Below are 18,551 nucleotides of genomic sequence, written 5' to 3' on the forward strand. Positions count from 1 at the left end.
TCAAGCCCTTTCAAAGGGTTCGTAAAGCCGTTTGTATTCATCCTGGGCGTAGCGGTCGGTCATGCTGGCAATATAGTCGCAGATCACCCGTTCGGTCCCGAATCGTTCAAAGCGGGCCTGGTGCCGCTCCGGCAGTAAGGTCGGATGTTCCAGGTAGTTCTCAAACAACAGGGTTAGAAAGCGTTCCGCCTTCACTCGCATCCGCTCCACCTTGGAATGGCGGTACAGCCGGCGGTAGAGAAATTTCTTCAACTGGCGATTCAGTTCCAGCATCTCCGAGCTGAAACTAACCAGGTTACACGGCTGGGCTCTGACTTCGGCCAGGGACGTGATGCCCTGTGTTTCGATATTGGTCAAAGTGGTGAATACCAGGTCGTGGATCAGGTCGCCGATCAGGTAGCTGATGGTCTGCAGGATTTGCCGTTTTTCATCCAGCTGGGGAAACCGGTTGCCGACCTTGCAAAAGGTGCGCTGCCAGAGTTCGACTTCGCTCAGGTCGGCCAGCCTGATATACCCGGCCTTGAGCCCGTCATCGATATCATGGTTGTTATAGGCAATTTCATCGGCCAGGTCGATAAGCTGCCCTTCCAAGGTCGCGCGCTCACCGGGAGCATAGGGAGCAATCGCTCCGGAAGCCGCTTTATCATAGTCCGAAGAATGCTTAATGATCCCTTCCCGGGTTTCCCAGCTCAGGTTGAGGCCGTCAAAATCAGGGTAGCGGTGTTCCAACAGCTCGACAATCCGCAGCGATTGCTGATTATGTTCAAACCCTCCGTAGTTTTTCATCAACCGGTTCAGCACCTGCTCTCCGGTGTGGCCAAACGGCGTATGCCCGAGGTCATGGGCCAGGGCGAGGGCTTCCACCAGGTCCTCATTGAGGCGCAGCTTACGCGCGATCCCTCTGGCAATCTGCGCCACTTCCAGGGAATGGGTCAGGCGGGTCCGATAATAATCCCCTTCATGATTGACAAAAACCTGGGTCTTGTATTCCAGACGACGGAAAGCCGCACAGTGGATCACCCGATCCCGATCCCGCTCAAAAGCCGGTCGATCATCTTTATAGGGTTCATGATGCTTCCGCCCGCGACTCTGTTCACTGCTACTGGCATAGGGTGCGAGATAATATTCATGCATGGGCCGCTCCTTCTTTGGTTCGATTAAACTTGGATGCTGCCTTCACTGAGTTTTCCGTTAAGTAAAGAGTAACGCAGCATTGCGACAGAATATGTCATAGGTTTGTAGGAATCCCCCCCAGCCCCCCTTTTTTCAAAGGGGGGAGGTTTTTGTCAGTTTTTTTACTCACTCTATTCAAAGGGAAAATGCTTGCCTGTTTCTTTTCCCCCTTTACTAAAGGGGGATTAAGGGGGATTTTGACTTTGCTCCCCAGCAATTCCAGTTGCCCAAACAGCATTCACTGCTAAGATTTTCCCATACCTCCCTGCCGTTACTGGCAGAATCCTTCCGGACACGGAAAAATTTCTTGCCCCGAACGCTGTCAACTGATAATTAGTTTGTTCTTTTTGAAGGGAAAGAACCACACCGATGCGGATCATCAGCGGCACAGCCAGAGGGCGCAAACTGGCGCTCTTCTCGGGTAAAGATATCAGACCGACCCCGGACCGGGTTCGGGAAGCGCTGTTCAGCATGCTGGCCAGTCGCTTCGGCTCATTCGACAGGCTCAAAGTTCTGGAGCTGTTTGCCGGCAGTGGGGCTCTCTCCCTGGAAGCCCTCAGCCGCGGTGCCGAATCCGCGCTGCTGGTCGACTCCGGGGCTGTCGCCGCCGAGCTGATCAGAGACAATATTCAGCGCTGCGGCTTTCAATCGCAAGCCAGCTTTATCCAGCAGGATATCTTTAGAGCTCTGCCCCTGCTCCGCAATTCGGCACCTTATGACCTGATCCTCCTTGATCCCCCTTATCAGAAAAACCTGGTTCCCCGGGCTCTTGAGCAGATCGCTGCCTTGAATCTGCTCTCCGAACATGGAATAATTTGCGCCGAATCGTCCAGCAAGGAACAATGGGAAGATTTCGGGCCATTGCAATTACTTGAAAGCCGGACCTATGGAACCTCACGTATCCATCTATACGGCCTGACTGGAGAATGAAATGAATCGCCACATCGCTATCTATCCCGGTTCTTTTGACCCTTTTACCAACGGTCACCTCGACATTGTCCGGCGGGGTCTGGAGATTTTCGATACCATCATTATTGCCGTTGCCAGGAACTCCGAAAAGAACAGCCTGTTTTCCATTGCCGAGCGCATCGATATGATTTCCAGGCTGATCGAACATGATCCGCGCCTCAAGGTCGAAACCTTTGACGGGTTGCTGGTCGATTATGCCGTATCCAAAGGTGCACGGGTGATTTTGCGGGGATTACGGGCGGTCACTGACTTTGAGTTCGAATTCCAGATGGCGCAGATGAATCACACGGTTTGCGAACAGGTCGAAACCCTGTTCATGATGACCGCCCCGGAATGCGCTTACCTGAGTTCGTCCATTGTTAAAGAAGTCGGTCGCCTCAACGGCGACATCAGCCAGTTCGTGCCGCCCCTGGTCAGGGATGAGCTGCTGAAGAAATTCGGCCACAACTGATCAGCTGTCCTGCCAGGCTTCCAGCTGTTCAACCAGGGTGCGCAATTCCCTGACCACCAGGGCTTCGATGCGCGCCCCTTTTTCAGCTGAAGCCTTCCCCGGATCACCCCAGACGCCGCCAGGCCAGAAGCGACGTTTGTCACGCACCAGCAGCCCCTTTGGAAATGCCGGATATTCGGCCGGAGCGGTTCCTTTGACCAACTCCGGCCGAGCATGCATGATCCGCGAGGTTTCGATCTCGCCGGCATGGGAATCACCGGCCGTTTCGATCAGCTCCCGGCCACTCTCCGCCGCCAATTGATATTCACTGACCACGGCGATCCGCAGTTCCGGATAGCGTTGCAACAGAACTTCCCCGGCATCGGTCAAGGTCGCCATATGGGTTCCGCCGGCGTGTCCGCTTAACAGGATGAAATAGCGCAGCCCCTGGCGATAGAGTGCGGCGACAATATCGATGGTCAGCGCCTTGAGGGTTTCCGTGCTGATGCTCAGGGTTCCCGGATGATCGAAAGTGGAGCGACAGACTCCGTAATGAACCGGTGGAGCGATAAAGATCGGCCGTTGCCGCGCCAGGGCGCGACCAACATCAATGGCCTGCATGGTATCGGTGTCCAGGGGGAGATGGCTGCCATGCTCTTCGGTTGAGCCGAACGGGACCAAAACGGTTCTGGTCCGCTCCAGACCGGCAGCAAATTCCTCCATGGTCAGGTGCTCAATCAGCATGGCTCATTCCTTAAAGTTTTTCATGAAGAAGCAGATCAGAGTGCACCCAAAAAGCGGTGAGTTTGCGGGATAACCCGGACATCGGCATAGATATCGGCAATAACCGCGTGCATCTGCATCAGCCGGTCGATGGAAACATCGATACGGCCGTCCCGAGTCACCGGTTGCAGGACAATCGGGATTGCACTGCCAAACCCGGCGACCAGGTCCGCGGTCAACTGCAGCTCAAGATCGGTCGTCCCCTCACCCACCACCAGTTTGACATAACAGGAGCGGCGACAGGCGATCTTCAAAAAATCCCGGTGGACATCCCACTCGGTGCGCGCCCCGGTCTGGGAGTGCAGCTTGATGTCCATCGCTACCCAGTCGATATGGTCAATCAGGCTGTCCAGCTCTGCCACCAGCGTACCGTTGGTTTCCAGATAAATGGGCAGCTGCTTGCGCAGAACCGGCAGCAGAACCACCAACGCTTCATGATGAAGCAATGGCTCACCGCCGGTAATGCTGATGGAATGATGAGCGCCGGGCAAAACATTGCACCAGCTGTTGACCAGGTTGCTCACCGTTGCGTGGGAGACTGGATTAGGAACCTTTTGCAGAACCCCGGAGCCGGGGGCCGACTCGATAAGGCAGGCATCCTTTTTCTCGAAATCTGTGTCGCAGTAGCGGCAGCTCAGGTTACAGTCGGGAAAACGGATGAAGATCTGCCGATAGCCGACCAGAGTCCCTTCCCCCTGCAGGGAGGAAAATATTTCGATCAGATCAGTCGCAGGTATAGCTTGCGTAGGCATTATCAGATTCCCAGACAGTCACTTTAGCCACGACAACGTTATAGTCTTTGAGCTGTTCAACCAACCGGTCGAAAATAAATTTGGCAATATGCTCAGACGACGGACTTTTTCCTTTAAAAGCCTCAAGATCATTCAAATATTTATGATCGAGATAATTCATGATCTCCTTGGTCTGCTTTTTCAGGATTTTGAAGTCGATCCCAAGACCGGCTTTGTCGAGCTCACGAGTGGTGACCGTGACTTCGACTTTCCAGTTATGACCATGAAGATTTTCACAATCGCCCTGATAATTCAGCAGATTGTGAGCCGCAGCAAAATGCGTCAGTATAGTCAGATGATACATCGCTTTCCTCAATTTACAATGCGCAACAGCATCGCCACCTGCGCGGGTTAAAAGGAGCTCTCTTCTTCTTTACGGGGCGCCTGCCCCCCGTCAACTCGGTACTCTTCATCAACCCAGCTACCAAGATCGATCAGTCGGCATTTCTCACTGCAGAAAGGTTTGAACGGGTTGTCATGCCAAAAGGTTTGGTTCCCGCAATGCGGGCATTTGATCGTTATCTTTTTCATGCTTCTACTATAAATGGGATCGAATCGGAAATAAACGTACGAGATAAAAAAACCCGGATCACTGATCCGGGATACCTTGTCGCCTAGAATAGTACCGTGAATCAGCAATCAAACCAAACAAAAAATGGAGAATTTTCAGCTTTCGCAGCCTAAAGGATGAGTTCCTGGGGGGCAGCTGCTAAACTTCATATAACGGATGATAGTTCAAGCCCAGCTGCAAAGGGAGTATCTTATCGATCCGGCTGAATCGGCCATCTACCAGAAGAGGTACCCATGACCCCTGAATCCTCGTTTTACACGTTGCCGTTGCTGCCCCTCAAAGAGGCCGTGGTCTACCCAAACCTTGCCCTGCCGTTAGCCCTGCAGGGGACCGCCGCGGTGCAGGCCGTGGAATCTGCCTTGGCAACCGCTGATAAAAGGGTGGCGCTGTTCACGCGCAGAGGGCTGCTGGACGGAAACTCCATCGAACAGGACCTGTTTCCGCTGGGGACCGCCGCCAATGTGCAAATCATGACCAAAACCGAAACCACTATGCAGATTATCGCCTACGGCTTGGAGCGGATTGAATTCATCAAGCTTATGCAGAGCCGACCGTTTCCCAAAGCGCAGGTCAGAAGCGCTCCGCAGGTCACCGGATACGGTTTGGAAAAAGAAGCGCTGCTACGCGAATTTCTTGAGCTGACCGGACAATATTTCACCCTTTACCATCCGGAAAAGAAAATCAACTTCCCGGCCACGGTCAAACCCGGGGAAGATATCATGCAGCTGGTCTACCCGGTTGCCAAACTGCTGCAGCTCAACCCCAGACAGGAGCAACAACTGCTGGAAACCGATCAGGACTTAGAGGCGATAAAGATCGTCATCGGCTATCTCAATCGGGAAATCCAGGTTCAGGAAATCAGGAAAAAAGTCTCGGATAAGGCCAAGGACAAACTCAACGAAGAAAATCGCAAATATCTTCTACGCGAGCAGATCCGCGCCCTGCAACAGGAACTGGGAGAAGAAGCCCCGGATCAGCAGGCTGCGGAGCTGAATAAGAAGCTCGCCCGCTGTAAACTGCCGGATACTGTGCGCCCCGAGGTAGAAAAGGAGATGGCTCGCCTCAATCAGATTCCGACCATCTCTCCGGAATACCAGGTGGCCCTGTCCCACATGGAACTGATCCTGGATCTGCCCTGGGACAAAACTTCGCCGGACAACCTGAACCTGGCGCATGCCCGGCAGGTGCTGGATGAGGATCACTACAGTCTCCAGGAAGTCAAAGAGCGCATCCTGGAACATCTCGCCGTAATGATCCTCAACCCCCGGGCGAAATCGCCAATTCTTTGCTTTGTGGGGCCTCCCGGCGTCGGCAAGACCTCCCTGGGGCAATCCATAGCGCGCGCCCTGGGCAGACAGTTCGAACGCTTCAGCCTTGGTGCCCTGCACGACGAGGCAGAGCTGCGCGGTCACCGGCGGACCTATATCGGCGCTATGCCCGGCCGGCTGATCCAGGCGATTCGCCGCGCCGAGGTGAAAAATCCGCTGATCATGCTTGATGAAATCGACAAACTCGGCCGCGATGTCCGCGGCGACCCGGCAGCAGCCCTGATGGAAATTCTCGATCCGGCCCAGAACAACAGTTTTCACGACAACTATCTGGATCTGCCCTTTGATCTGTCCAAGGTTTTCTTTGTCACCACGGCCAATACCCTTGACCAGATCCCCCGCCCGCTCCTCGACCGGATGGAAACATTGCGCCTGCCCGGCTACAGCGATGAAGAGAAAGCGGAGATCGCCCGGCGCTACCTGTTCCCCCGGCTGCGGGAGGATGCCGGCCTGCGCCCGGAACAGCTCGGAATCACGGCTGCGGCCCTCAAGGAGATCATCCATCGCTATACCCGGGAAGCCGGTGTTCGTGAGCTCGAACGGATGCTGGGACGATTGGCGCGCAAGACCGCGGTCCGCTTCGCTCAAGGCGAAACGACTCCGGTCATGGTCGATGTTCCCGAGTTGCTGGAGCTACTGGGGCCGGAGCGTTTTTTTGCGGAACAGCTGCGCCAGACCCTGGCGCCGGGCGTCGCCATCGGCATGGCCTGGACGGAAGCGGGGGGAGATATTCTTTACATTGAAGCGATCAAGCTCAACAAAGGCGAAAGAATCACCCTGACCGGGCAGCTTGGCGAGGTCATGAAGGAGTCGGCCATGACCGCGGCCAGTTACATCTCATCCCGCTACCGGGAGCGGGCCGGCCAAGAAAGCATCGACGCCCCCCTGCACATACACATCCCCGCAGGAGCCATTCCCAAGGATGGCCCTTCGGCCGGAGTGACCATGGCCGCAGCCCTGGCATCCCTCTATCTGGAACAACCGGTTCGCAGCGACAGTGCCATGACCGGGGAAATAACCCTGAGTGGGTTGGTTCTGCCGGTTGGTGGCATCAAGGAGAAAATTCTCGCCGCGCGCAGAGCGGGCATCTATCGCATTATCCTGCCCAGCGAAAACCAGAAGGATCTCCACGACCTGCCGGCGCATGTCCTGGCAGAGATGGAATTCATCTATGTCGCACGGATTGAGGACGCCCTGGAAGCCGTTATCCCAGCCCTGCAGGCAACCGCACCGAGTCATTAGGCAACCCGGCTGGGACCGGTTCAGTACCAGTGTTCGCGTGAAAATTTACCGTGATAACGGCGATCTTCGCCGGTCATCTTCTTGTTGCCGGCACGCATTTGATCGCGACCGACCACCACCCAGCCGGCGGAACGCTTGAAAGAGAACACCTGACGGGTTAAAAACAGAAACTGCAGTTCGTCTTTATCAACAAAGCGTTCCTGTCCACCGTTAAGAATCACCTGAATCTTCATCAGTATTCCTTCCTTACCGAACGCCTCAGTAGCCACGTTCTTCATTTCGTCTGCATCTCAAGTTATTTTAGCAAGGCCTCGGCAACAGCATCAACTCCGGTCCCGGCAGCCACCTTGATGGCCAACTCTTCTTCCGCGGCGCTTAACGGCTCCGCATGGGCCAGCTGAAATTCAAGCACTGCTTCATCCGCTTCCGACAGTTCGCCGGGGACTGCCGCCCTGGCCCGCAGCCGCTCGCGCAAGAGCGCAACCGGCACGGTAAAATCCAGAATCCGTACCGGTACCCGGCAGGTCACCGCCAGGTCCAACAGCAGCTGACGGTCTGCCCGCTGCAAAAAGGTTGCATCGACTATCACCTTGAAGCCGGCGGTGAGGATCTCCCCGGCCTGGCGATGCAGGTGCTGATAAACCTGCTGTCGGGCAGCGGGCGTATAGCGGCCGCCGCCCGGTGGAGAGGAACTGGCCGCTGCCGGTTCAAGCCATCGCAAGCGCTTGCGTTCCACATCCGAATGCAGCACCACCGCTTTTATTTTGGGGGCCAGCTGATTGACGAAAAAAGTTTTTCCGGACCCGCTCAGGCCGTGGGCCAGAATCAGCTCCGGCCGCGGTGACGCAATATAGGTTTCCGCCAGATCGACATAGCTGGCAAAACGGGCCAACCCCTCCCCTTGCTCCTCGGCCAGTGTCGTGGCCTGGGCCAGTTGCAGACCACTGACCTTGGCCCGCACCATGGCCCGATAAACCAGGTAATAACGCAACAACGACAACCCGCCGAAGTCTCCAGAGTTCTGCAGGTAACTATCGAAAAATCGCCAGCCAAGTTCTTCTTCATGTCGATCATCAAGGTCCATGACCAGGAAAGCGATGTCGCTAATGGTATCGATCCAGCGCAATTCCTCACTGAATTCGATGCAGTCGAACAGGATCGGCTCCCCATGCAGCCAGGCCATGTTGCGCAAATGCAGGTCCCCGTGGCATTCGCGGACATAGCCAGCGGCCCGCCGTGCAACAAACCGGGACTGGAGCTGTGCGCCAGTCTGCCGGGTCCAGGCCTCAATCCGGTCGATCTGGCCTGCCAGCTGCCGGGCCGCCGGAACGGTCTGAAGCTGGGCGAAATTCTCCAGGGCCGGACCGATCACTGCCGCGACAGTGGCCTGCGGGTCGGTTGCGGCAGCAACCTCGGCAGTACGATGGACCGCGGCGATCTTTTCAGCAAAGGACTGCAGCTGGGAAGCGTTCAGCAGGCCGTCGGCCAACATGCGATCCAGCTGTTGCCGCTGATCGAAACGTTTCATTTTCACCAGGTAATCGAGCACCGGTTCGCCCCGCAGCCGTGGGTTCGCCGGGTCACCACCGACAGTGATCACCTCAAGATATAAATCAGCGGCAAAGCGCCGGTTCAGCCGCAACTCTTCCGCGCAGAAAAATTTTCGCCGGGCCAGGGTGGAAAAATCGAGAAAACCGAGGTCGAGGGCTTTTTTCAATTTGTAGGCAAAGTCTCCGGCCAGGAAGACCCAGGAGATATGAGTCTCGATCAGTTCGACCTGCCTGACCGGATGATCGTAGCAGGCGGGATCAAGCAACCCTTTCACCAGTTCACGCTGCATAAGCGGGCTCTTTTCTTGTTGTTGCAACAGGACACTCTGCTTCAAGTTTAGAAGAGCGCAGCGCTTGTGCAAGAAGAAATCGCTTGCCGCCGCAGGGGCTGGAGCGGCTTGCAAAGTGCGATATCCTCCGTCTTATAAAATCAATGGCTTAGAATGATTTTGATCGCCCGTCCATGGGCTCGGCAAGCTGTTTTTTAAGAGTTTGCCCAGGAGCGAAGCAACGATTCTGCAGCAAGAGGGTCTTTTACCGGGGGAAGAAACAGGTATTAAAAGGAGAAAATGGCCGGCTTACTGACGCAAAACCGGCCATAAGATTGAACAGCCTGCCATACCTGGCCGGAGCCTTCAGCGGAAGCTCCACTCACACCAGACAAACAAGCTGGAATCAGCTATCTTCAGTTGAGATTCTGCGGGTGATGACGTTGGAGAATTTCCCGAACCTGGGACTCTGCCTCTGCGGCAATAGTGACTTTCAGCACATTGCGGGCTTTGTCATGGTCGATGTTTTCATGGCTGATACCGGTGCCGATGAGGTCAAACAGGACACTGTTGACAGTTCTTGCTGAATCGTATTTAGCGTTGACCGTCTTGTTCATATGCAACCTCCTCTCCTGAACGGTTTCCTTTTACAGTACTAATCATGACCATCATTGTCAACTTTCGGGCTTTTCATCGACTGCTTCCGACGCAGGCTCGCGGCAACGGATTGTCAAACAGCAGCTGTCTGATAAAATTAAAAATATCGCAACGAACAGAGCAACAGCCAGGCAACAAGGAGTGCATCATGATCGGATTGCAGATTAAAGACAGAATGCATTGGGATGACCAGATTTCCGCTGAACTGGGGAAACAATTCGAGATTATCGACAGTACCGACGATCTGCTGATTTTTCAGGAAGGCTACTCCCATAAAACCATCCGGGATCTTGTCGATCATCTCCCCCCGACCGCTTATGAGATCATGGAGTTGAACAAGGTTCCGGAAGCGGAATGCGAATTCAAGTGCGACTCCGGCATCTGCTACCACAGAAAATAGCCCCCTCTCAGCGGTTGCGGGAAAAATTCGCCCGCAGCACCTGACGACAGCTCTTCCAGACAACGGCCACCGGCTTCACCCCGGCGGCCGTTGTGTTTTTTTGAAGACCACCTTCCCTCTTGACTTACGCAAAACTTACGCATACCCTTAAAACCAAGACAACCAGCCTAGCCATGGGCGATCACAATCAATGACACCTTTCTAAATTATTGATTGTATAAGGTGGAGGACATTGCAGAATGGCGCTTGTTTAAGAGTCGATGGCAGCAAAACCGGGACTGTCCCCGTACGGGGGCTGTCCCAGGTCTTTGCGGTGCGAACCACGACAGTTTCATGGCTCGCAAACTCTTGGGACAGCCCCCGATGACCCTGGGGACAGTCCCGAGTTTACTGCAAAGCTGCTTAAACGAGCGCCATTCAGGACAGTGCATTTTTCTCCACCGGGCTTGAAAAAGGCCAGGGATGGACTTTTTCAATAACCTGATAGGCTCGGCAGTCCGGGATCAAGTCCTGCACAAGCGCAACCAAGGAGAACTGCGATGAGTCCGCTAACCCCCAAACAAAAAGCCGTTTACGACTATATTCTTGAATTTACCGAGCAGCACGGCTACCCGCCTTCCCAGCAGGAAATCGCCCGGGCCTTCGGCTGGAGCTCACTGGGAACGGTGCAAAATTATCTGGTCCGACTGCAACGAGAAGGCGTCCTGAGCAAAGACTTGAACGCCCGGCGTGGCCTGAAAACCCTGCAGTCGCAAAGTTCGGGGATCGAACTGCCTCTGGTCGGCCGAGTCGCTGCGGGCAAGCCGATTGAGGCCGTCACCACCCCGGACAGCATCGAAGTGCCGCCGTCGATGGTCGGCAGCGGGGAAAATTTTGTGCTCAGGGTCCAGGGCGATTCCATGATCGGCGACGGCATTCTGGATGGCGATTATGTCGTGGTCCGCAAACAGCCCCAGGCCCATTCCGGGCAGACCGTAGTGGCGCTGATCGACGGCGAAGCCACAGTCAAACGCCTGTTGCACCGGGAGACGCAGATCGAACTGCACCCGGCCAACCCGGCCATGGAAATGCTGGTTATTCAACCCGGCCAGGAGTTCAGTATCGAAGGTGTCGTGGTCGGGGTCATCCGTCATTGTCGCTGATGGAAAGGGATATTCTCCACCTGACCGTTCCCGCCTATGCCGTTGCCGTTGCCCGGGTGGCGGACCCCGCCTTACGCGGCCGACCGGTGGCGATTGCACCGGGACTGTCCGACCGAGCCATTATCAGCTCGGTCTCGGCCGAAGCCGGCCGCGACGGAGTCCTGGCCGGGATGAGCGTCCGCCAGGGCCGCCGCCTCTGCCCGGCGCTGCTCACCCTGCCGCCCAACCCGCAGCTGCTGGGTCGCGCCGACCGAGCCCTGCAAAAACTGGCCGGGCAGTATTCGCCGCTGGTGGAAAACCAGCCGGCGGGACGCCTGTTCCTTGATCTGACCGGCTCGCGCCGCCTGCTGGGGCCGGGTCGGGATATCGCCATGCGCCTGGAACGCGAACTGGAAACCCAACTGCGGCTGGTCGCAACCCTGGGCGTTGCCGGCAACAAACTGGTTTCCAAAATCGCCGCAGAATACCTGGAGCGACCCGGCGTCTGCGATATTCTGCGCGGGTCCGAACAAACCTTTATCGCCCCGCTGCCGGTCCGGGTACTGCCGGGCATCGGCAATGTCCGCGAACAGCTGCTGCTGCGCGAGCTCAACCTGCGCCGGGTCAGTGAATTGGCGGCATTGCAGCTCCCTCAACTGCGCCTGGTCTTCGGTCCCTTTGCCCCGCTCGTGCGGCAACGCGCCCTGGGCCAGGATCTGACGCCGGTGCTGCCGCCCCGGAGAAGCCCGGAGATCAGCGCCGAAAGCTACTTAAACCGCGCCGAAAACGACGCCGGCATACTCCAGGCCGAACTCTGCCGGCTGGTCGAGGACTGCGGCCTGCGCTTGCGACGGCTCGGTCGCGCCTGTGCCGAACTGCAGCTGACCATCCATTATGCCGACGGCAGGCAACAGAGCCGCACCCAACAACTGCGTCAGGCACAAAATCACGACCTGCTCCTCTATCAGGCTGCAGCTGAACTTTTTGCCACGCTGAACAACCGGCGAACCCGCCTCAAGGGGCTCAAACTGAGCTGCCGGCAATTGGAAAATTCCGGCCAGCAGGGACACCTGTTTGCCGCTTCGAGTCCGGCGCCGCGCCAGCAGGCGCTGCAACAGGCCCTCGACCGGATTCGCAGCAAATACGGCATGCGCAGCATTTGTTCAGGACGGACTCTGGCTGTATGAACCCGCTCAACTATGTTCCCCTCCATGTCCATTCCTGCTTTTCCCCGCAATGGGGGGTTCGCAAACTCGACGATATCTGCCGAACGGCCCGGGCAGCGGGTCTCTCGGCCCTGGCCCTGACCGACCGCAACGGGTTGTACGGCATCCCCCATTTTCTCGATTGCGCCCGCCGCCACGGCCTGCAGCCGATCATCGGCAGCGAGGCGGTCCACCAGGGGCAGCGCGCCATTCTGCTGGTTCGGGACAGTGACGGCTACGCCAACCTCTGCCGGCTGCTCTCCGACCTGCATTGTGCTAACAACTTCGTGCTGGCCGATAGTCTGCAACGTTACCGGCGCGGCCTGACCGTGCTCAGCGACGATGAACAGGTTCTGCGTCCGCTGCGTCGCCAATCCCGCGAGCATCTGTTTGTCGAGCTGTCCCCCGGCCACCGGATGCACCAGGCTCTGCAGCTCTCCAAAAGTCTGGCGCTGCCGCAGGTCGCCACCAGCCGGGCCGTTCTCATCGACGCGGCCGACTATGAAATCCATCGGCTGCTGCGCGCGATCGCTCTCAACACCACCTTCAGTCAGTTGCCCACCGCCGCAACCGCCGCGGACTGCGACCGCCTGCTCTCCCCCACCACTATGGCCGGTTATTTCCCACACTGCCCGCAGGCCCTCGAAAATACTTTAAAGATTGCCGAATCCTGCTGTTTCCAAGGGGATTTCTCGCTGGTCTTTCCGGCCTTTCGCGAACACAGCGAGACCGAAGCCTATGCCCTGCTCGAAGCGCGGACCCGGACCGGTGCGGCCTGGCGCTACGGTCAGATCGACGCCAACGTTGAAGAACGGCTGCAGAAAGAGTTGCGGCTGATCCGTACTAAAGGCTTTGCCCATTATTTCCTGGTGGTCGAAGAGCTTGTCAAGCAGTCCCCCCGCACTTGCGGCCGCGGTAGCGCGGCCGCCTCCCTGGTTGCCTATTGCCTGGGGATTACCCATGTCGATCCCATTGCCTACAACCTGTTTTTCGAGCGCTTCCTCAACGAAGGGCGCCTGGATCCGCCCGATATCGACATCGATTTTCCCTGGGACGAGCGCGACGCGATCCTCGACTTCGCCTTCGCCCGTTACGGTGCTGGCCGCGCCGCCATGGTCGCCAACCAGATCGGCTTTCGCGGCCGCTCGGCGATCCGTGAGGTGGCCAAAGTCTTCGGCTTGCCCGATGCCGAGATCAAGACCCTGACCGAACGGATCTCCGATTATTGGAAAGCGGACCAGACCGCCGCCGCGGTTGCCGGTCATCCACTGTTCAACGGCGAATCCTTCAGCAGCGACTGGCTGGAGATTCTGCGTCTGGCCCGCTGTCTGGACGGCCAGTTGCGTCACCTCTCCCTGCACTGCGGCGGGCTGGTCATTGTCCCGGATGAAATCCGCCGTTACGTTCCGGTGGAAAACTCCGCCAAGGGATTGCCGGTTATTCAGTGGGAGAAGGATCAAGCCGAAAACAGCGGTCTGGTCAAGATCGATATCCTCGGCAATCGGTCCCTGGCCGTCATTCGCGATGCTCTGGCCGCGGTCAAGCAGAACACCGGTCGCAGCATCGATTACGCCACCTGGCAACCGCTGGCCGATGAAAAAACCCGCCGATTGCTGCGCAGCGGGGAGACCATGGGCTGTTTTTACATTGAGTCACCGGCCACCCGGTTGCTGCTCAAACGCATGTGGCGCAACAATCCCAATGAAGCCAACTGCGACCTGTTCGATCATCTGGTGATGGCGTCTTCGATCATCCGCCCGGCCGCCAACCGCTTCATCCTGGAATTCCTCGCCCGCATGCACGGAGCACCCTGGACCCACCTGCATCCGTTGCTGAGCGAGGCGCTGGGGGAAACCTACGGCATCGCCATCTACCAGGAGCAGATCACCCAGGTCGCCATGGCCCTGGCCGGCTTTTCCGCCTTTGACGGTGATCAACTGCGCAAAATCATCAGCAAAAAGGATAAACGGCAGAAACTGGCGGACTACCGGCGCCAGTTTCAACACGGGGCGCAGGACCGCGGGGTCAGTCTGGAGGTGGTCGATGCCCTCTGGGAGCAGATTCTCTCCTTTGCCGGCTATTCGTTCTGCAAGCCCCACTCGGCATCCTATGCCTTGGTCAGCTGCAAGTCGGCTTATCTCAAAGCCCATTACCCGGCCGAGTTCATGGCCGCCGTGATCTCCAACCGGGGCGGCTTTTATTCCCCGGCGGCCTATATCTCCGAGGCCCGCCGCATGCACCTGGAGATCCTGCCGCCGGACATCAACCGCAGCACCGCCCATTACTACGGCCGGCGCCGCAGCCTGCGGGTCGGGCTGATGCAGATTGGCGGCCTCAGCCAGGCCGCCCTGAACACCTTACTGAAGGAGCGTCAGACACAGGGGGATTTTGTGGATTTTCAGGATTTCCTCGGCCGGGTGGCCATCGACCCGGCTGATATCCGCCTGCTGATCAAAGCCGGCTGTTTCGACGAACTGGAAGGGAAACAGCGCCGCCCGGCGTTGCTCTGGGAACTGCTCGCCCACCGCCGGACCGCTGCGACCGCGCAGGCCAGCCTGTTTGCCGCGCCGTCCCCGCCCCTTCCAATGCCGCCACCCTATGACGAGAAAACCGTCCTTGAGCAGGAGCAGGAAGCCCTCGGCATGCTGGTCTCCATCCATCCGCTGGTGCTCTACCGGTCCCGGCTGGCGCGCCTCAACCCGGTCGACTCCAGTATGATGCTGCGCTGGACCGGCCGCCATGTCACCATGATCGGCTGGTGGGTCACGGGCAAAACCGTCCAGGATAAAAACGGCCGACCCATGGAGTTTGTCTCTTTTGAAGACCAGAGCGGCATCTATGACGCCACGTTCTTTCCGCAGGCCTATGCCCGCTTCTGTCGCAAGCTGACCAGGCGGCGCCCCTATGTGCTGAAAGGAAAGGTTGAAGAGGAGTTCGGCGTCCCCACCCTGACCGTGACCTGGATCGGTTTTTTGGAGGAAGTACCGGCAAAACCATCCGACCGCTCCGGAAAAGACCTACAATCAATGTAGAAACAGTGTTACAATCTCCAAAACAGCGTCTCAACATATTGAGATTAGTTGTCATCCGGAAACTTTGGATGGCAATCAAGAAGTTTTCAGATTGGAAACGAGCAGTTTTCCGTTGTGGCAAGAAAATCAAGGGCTTGCGCGGAGGCGTATATCGATACGCCGCACAAGGAAGTCCGTAGATTGACGTCGCTACAACGGAAAAAGCGCCGTTTCCGGATGAAAACGAGATAATATCGCTTTTCAATCCCTTAACAGACTTTTAAACAACAACCGACCGCTGAATCGCTTCATCCGCACTCCGGCACCTCGGTCATGCGGAGGTCGCTTCGCCACAATCGCTGCACCGGTCCCGGAAATAACCTGTTTCCAAACCGGCCAGCCCTGATCGACGGAGCAGTTATGGTTCGGAACAGCCGGAAAACCTTTTTAAGAGCAGCATTGGCCATATTACTGACCATCCTGCTGACAGCCTGCGCTGCGCCGAACCAGACCCGCCCCCAGGTTCATTTTGACGGCAACAACACCCAGGTGATCACCCTGACCCCCTATTATCTGCCCGACCCGCAGGAACAACGAGGCGATCATGCCTGGCAGCTGACCCTGAAGGTCTCCGACGGCAAACCCTACTTTGGCCTGATCAAGGCCCACAGCTTGCTCATCGATCCGCTGATCGCCTATGTCACCCAGCTTAATCTGCAACCAGGGCAAACGGTCGTCGTCCCCAAAACCCTGCAGCAGGCCGGCAGCCGGGGGCAAACCACAGTCCAGCTAGCCATAGCCGCCACTGGAGCGCTCAGCGGCAGCCTTGACTATGAAAACTATGCCGACAACTGCGGCCTGACCTACAACGCGGCGTTAACCGTCACCGGGCAGCTCGATACAGCAACCGGCCAGCTGGAACTCAACCTCGACTATGCCCGGCTGCCTGCCCAATTGGAGCAGCGTCGCTTCTTATTAAGCGGACAGTTGCAGCTGACCATGAACGCCTACCAGGGCAAACAGCAGCGTTATCTGGTCCACAGCCGCATGCTGATCGATGAAGTGAACCAGCGCCAGGTGCAGTTGACAGACGGTCTGTTGAGTTGGGATCTGAGCGGACGCTATCCGGCTTTTTCCATAACCGGCACGGTGGCTATCCCGGAATTCGGCACCGCCGTAATTGTCACTGACAGCCCGTTGTTGAGCTATGCCAAGGATAGCCCGCCCTTTGACGGGGTATTGATTTTCAAGGGGGCAGAAGCCAGCTGGCGACGCCTGTATTTTCCGAAATCAACCGATCCGGGGGCTTTTCGCATCGACGGGTCTAACGGAATGAGAACCATGGGGAAATTTTAGCAGCTGTCCCGAATGGTGCTAATTTAAGCACTTTCGTAGCAAACTCGGGACTGTCCCAAGCCCTATCTGGGGCTGTCCCAGATGTTTGCGGCCCTTGGAACGCTGGCGGTTTGCACCGCGAGTTTGCGAGCCATGAAACTGTCGCGGTTCGCACCGCAAAGACCTGGGACAGCCCCCGGGCGGGGACAGTCCTGGTTTTGCTCGGAGACTCTGGATAGCAATCGTTAAATTTTCAGATTGGAAACGAGCAGTATTTCGTTGTGGCAATAAAATCAAGGGCCTGTGCGGAAATGTACAGCGCTACGCCGCACCAGCAAGGCCGCAGATTGACGCCGTGACAGCGGGTAAGTGCCGTGTCCGGATGTAAACTAGTCTTAATGAAATGCATTCATGGAGTCGCTAACTTTGCCATTGTGTCAACGCCCGACCGCCACTGTTTTTTCACCCGGCCCCCTGTCCTGGATCAGGGTCGTGGTCCTGGCCGTGCTGTTGCACCTGCTGCTGCCCGCCGCCGTCCGTGCCGCATCACCGCCGTCCGCGCCGAAAGCCAGCGTCTCCCTGGCCGAACTGCTGGAAGCCGCCGCGGTCAACAACCTGCAGCTGATTTCGGCCGACGCCCAGGTGCAACGCTACAACACCCGGATCGCCCTCATCGACAAACTGAACGAACCGCTGCTGGCCTTTTACTATCTCGATTTTCCGGTCGGCAATATCAGTCTTGGCGAGGCGGAGCGGATCAATCAGGCCCAGGCCGGCCCGGCGACCAAGGTCAACACCCGCAGTGTGCGGGGGAAAATTCTCACCGGCCGGGACATGATCGAAAACCAGGCGCTCTGGTTCGAGTATCGGGCTGCAGACCTGCGCCTGCAGGTGGTCAGCCAAGTTCGGGAAGCTTTTTTCAAGCTCTACTTCCTTGACAAAACCATTATCGCCACCGAAAACGGCATCGCCACCCTGGCCGAGCTGACCCAATCGGCCGCTGCCCAGTATGCGGTGGGAAACATCACCCAGACCGATGTCCTCAACCTGCAGGAGCAGCGCTACCGGCTCAAGGCTGAACTGCTGGAAAAGCAGCAACAACGCCGGGAACTGGCAACCCGGCTCAACTACCTGGCGGCGCGGCCGATCACCAGCCCCTCGACCATTTCTGGACAAAGATCTCGGCTATGACGGACCTTGTCCTGCCCCGCTACACTGCAATCAACCTGATCTCCGGACTGTTTCAGAATCGCCCGCTGATGAAAGGCTACCAGGCCCTGGGCGCCGTTTCCGGGCCATGCGCGGCATGTCAAAATGTATTTCAACCGGGACCTTCAGGACGAAGCTTCCTTTGAAGCCGACAGCGGCTTGCGGGCGATCAAAGCCGAAGGAACCGATTTTTACAATGAGGTGTCAGCCGCTATTCAAACCACGATGACCGATCTGACCACCAATCGTGAGCTGGCCGACCTTTATGGCCGAGTCCTGATTCCCCAGGCGCGACAACTTTATCAACTCAGCCTGGCCGATTTTGAAGTCGGGCGGCGCGACTACCAGGCCCCCCTGACCGCCCTGCTCAGTTTGTTCCGCTATCAGGAAAAATACTACCAGGCCCTGACCGCCTTTCAGGTCGACATGGCCCGGCTGGAAGGGCTCAGTGGTATCGCTCTGAACACACCGGTCGTTGCAGCGGAAAGATATTGAGGATGCCGATAT

General features: G+C 57.2%; 18 protein-coding genes. 10 read left to right on the plus strand and 8 right to left on the minus strand.

Annotated elements, in window-relative coordinates:
- Positions 1 to 1,134, minus strand: coding sequence for a deoxyguanosinetriphosphate triphosphohydrolase (locus N909_RS0123340; protein ID WP_029918509.1), 1,134 nt, complete (start codon positions 1,132 to 1,134; stop codon positions 1 to 3).
- A 408-nt stretch (positions 1,135 to 1,542) separates the two neighbouring features.
- On the opposite strand from N909_RS0123340, the gene rsmD reads away from it, so the two are divergent.
- Together rsmD and coaD are read left to right on the plus strand one after the other, a co-directional pair.
- Positions 1,543 to 2,103, plus strand: a complete 561-nt coding sequence (gene rsmD / locus N909_RS0123350) for a 16S rRNA (guanine(966)-N(2))-methyltransferase RsmD (RefSeq protein ID WP_029918511.1) — start codon at positions 1,543 to 1,545, stop codon at positions 2,101 to 2,103.
- Position 2,104: 1 nt separating this feature from the next.
- A complete protein-coding gene (gene coaD / locus N909_RS0123355) occupies positions 2,105 to 2,593 on the plus strand; it encodes a pantetheine-phosphate adenylyltransferase (protein WP_029918512.1) in 489 nt (162 codons plus the stop codon).
- On the opposite strand, the gene N909_RS0123360 is transcribed toward coaD, so the two are convergent.
- Genes N909_RS0123360 through N909_RS25455 form a run of 4 tightly spaced genes read right to left on the minus strand, consistent with a single transcriptional unit; the run spans position 2,594 to position 4,677 of the window.
- On the minus strand, positions 2,594 to 3,316 hold the full coding sequence (locus N909_RS0123360) for a creatininase family protein (RefSeq protein ID WP_029918513.1): 723 nt from the start codon (positions 3,314 to 3,316) through the stop codon (positions 2,594 to 2,596). It lies immediately after the preceding gene.
- 35 nt (positions 3,317 to 3,351) lie between these two features.
- Entirely contained in the window at positions 3,352 to 4,107 is a 756-nt protein-coding gene (locus N909_RS0123365; protein WP_029918514.1) for a 7-carboxy-7-deazaguanine synthase QueE, read from the minus strand.
- Positions 4,079 to 4,450: a 6-carboxytetrahydropterin synthase QueD gene (queD, locus tag N909_RS0123370; RefSeq protein WP_029918515.1), complete on the minus strand. Its 372-nt coding sequence runs from the start codon at positions 4,448 to 4,450 to the stop codon at positions 4,079 to 4,081. Before queD ends, N909_RS0123365 begins: the two co-directional genes overlap by 29 nt.
- A gap of 47 nt (positions 4,451 to 4,497) precedes the next feature.
- The gene (locus N909_RS25455; RefSeq protein ID WP_084167890.1) at positions 4,498 to 4,677 is read right to left on the minus strand and encodes a DNA gyrase inhibitor YacG; all 180 of its coding nucleotides are present in this window, start codon (positions 4,675 to 4,677) and stop codon (positions 4,498 to 4,500) included.
- 273 nt (positions 4,678 to 4,950) lie between these two features.
- On the opposite strand from N909_RS25455, the gene lon reads away from it, so the two are divergent.
- The gene (lon, locus tag N909_RS0123375; protein WP_029918516.1) at positions 4,951 to 7,287 is read left to right on the plus strand and encodes an endopeptidase La; all 2,337 of its coding nucleotides are present in this window, start codon (positions 4,951 to 4,953) and stop codon (positions 7,285 to 7,287) included.
- Between the two features lie 20 nt (positions 7,288 to 7,307).
- Here lon and N909_RS0123380 read toward each other — a convergent pair whose 3' ends face one another.
- The 3 genes from N909_RS0123380 to N909_RS0123390 all read right to left on the minus strand — a co-directional run bounded on the left by N909_RS0123380 (position 7,308) and on the right by N909_RS0123390 (position 9,723).
- A complete protein-coding gene (locus tag N909_RS0123380) occupies positions 7,308 to 7,565 on the minus strand; it encodes a GSU3473 family protein (RefSeq protein ID WP_155006067.1) in 258 nt (85 codons plus the stop codon).
- Positions 7,566 to 7,582: 17 nt separating this feature from the next.
- The gene (locus N909_RS0123385; protein ID WP_029918518.1) at positions 7,583 to 9,127 is read right to left on the minus strand and encodes a bifunctional aminoglycoside phosphotransferase/ATP-binding protein; all 1,545 of its coding nucleotides are present in this window, start codon (positions 9,125 to 9,127) and stop codon (positions 7,583 to 7,585) included.
- A 395-nt stretch (positions 9,128 to 9,522) separates the two neighbouring features.
- Positions 9,523 to 9,723 (minus strand): hypothetical protein, encoded by a 201-nt coding sequence (locus N909_RS0123390; protein ID WP_029918519.1) that lies wholly within the window; start codon positions 9,721 to 9,723, stop codon positions 9,523 to 9,525.
- 188 nt (positions 9,724 to 9,911) lie between these two features.
- Here N909_RS0123390 and N909_RS0123395 point away from each other — a divergent pair, with 188 nt between their 5' ends.
- The 7 genes from N909_RS0123395 (at position 9,912) to N909_RS0123425 (ending at position 18,539) form a co-directional block, all read left to right on the plus strand.
- A complete protein-coding gene (locus N909_RS0123395) occupies positions 9,912 to 10,163 on the plus strand; it encodes a hypothetical protein (protein ID WP_029918520.1) in 252 nt (83 codons plus the stop codon).
- A gap of 539 nt (positions 10,164 to 10,702) precedes the next feature.
- Positions 10,703 to 11,305, plus strand: coding sequence for a transcriptional repressor LexA (gene lexA / locus N909_RS0123400; RefSeq protein WP_029918521.1), 603 nt, complete (start codon positions 10,703 to 10,705; stop codon positions 11,303 to 11,305).
- On the plus strand, positions 11,305 to 12,471 hold the full coding sequence (locus tag N909_RS0123405; protein ID WP_029918522.1) for a DNA polymerase Y family protein: 1,167 nt from the start codon (positions 11,305 to 11,307) through the stop codon (positions 12,469 to 12,471). The genes lexA and N909_RS0123405 overlap by 1 nt, the downstream gene beginning before the upstream one ends.
- A complete protein-coding gene (locus N909_RS0123410; protein WP_051690084.1) occupies positions 12,468 to 15,521 on the plus strand; it encodes a DNA polymerase III subunit alpha in 3,054 nt (1,017 codons plus the stop codon). The genes N909_RS0123405 and N909_RS0123410 overlap by 4 nt, the downstream gene beginning before the upstream one ends.
- A gap of 399 nt (positions 15,522 to 15,920) precedes the next feature.
- Complete coding sequence (locus N909_RS0123415; RefSeq protein ID WP_029918524.1) at positions 15,921 to 16,856, plus strand: hypothetical protein; 936 nt, start codon at positions 15,921 to 15,923, stop codon at positions 16,854 to 16,856.
- Positions 16,857 to 17,246: 390 nt separating this feature from the next.
- Positions 17,247 to 18,026 (plus strand): TolC family protein, encoded by a 780-nt coding sequence (locus N909_RS0123420; RefSeq protein WP_084167887.1) that lies wholly within the window; start codon positions 17,247 to 17,249, stop codon positions 18,024 to 18,026.
- 123 nt (positions 18,027 to 18,149) lie between these two features.
- Positions 18,150 to 18,539 (plus strand): TolC family protein, encoded by a 390-nt coding sequence (locus tag N909_RS0123425; RefSeq protein ID WP_029918526.1) that lies wholly within the window; start codon positions 18,150 to 18,152, stop codon positions 18,537 to 18,539.
- Positions 18,540 to 18,551 lie beyond the last annotated feature (12 nt).

This window comes from Pelobacter seleniigenes DSM 18267, assembly GCF_000711225.1.
GTDB lineage: Bacteria > Desulfobacterota > Desulfuromonadia > Desulfuromonadales > Geopsychrobacteraceae > Seleniibacterium > Seleniibacterium seleniigenes.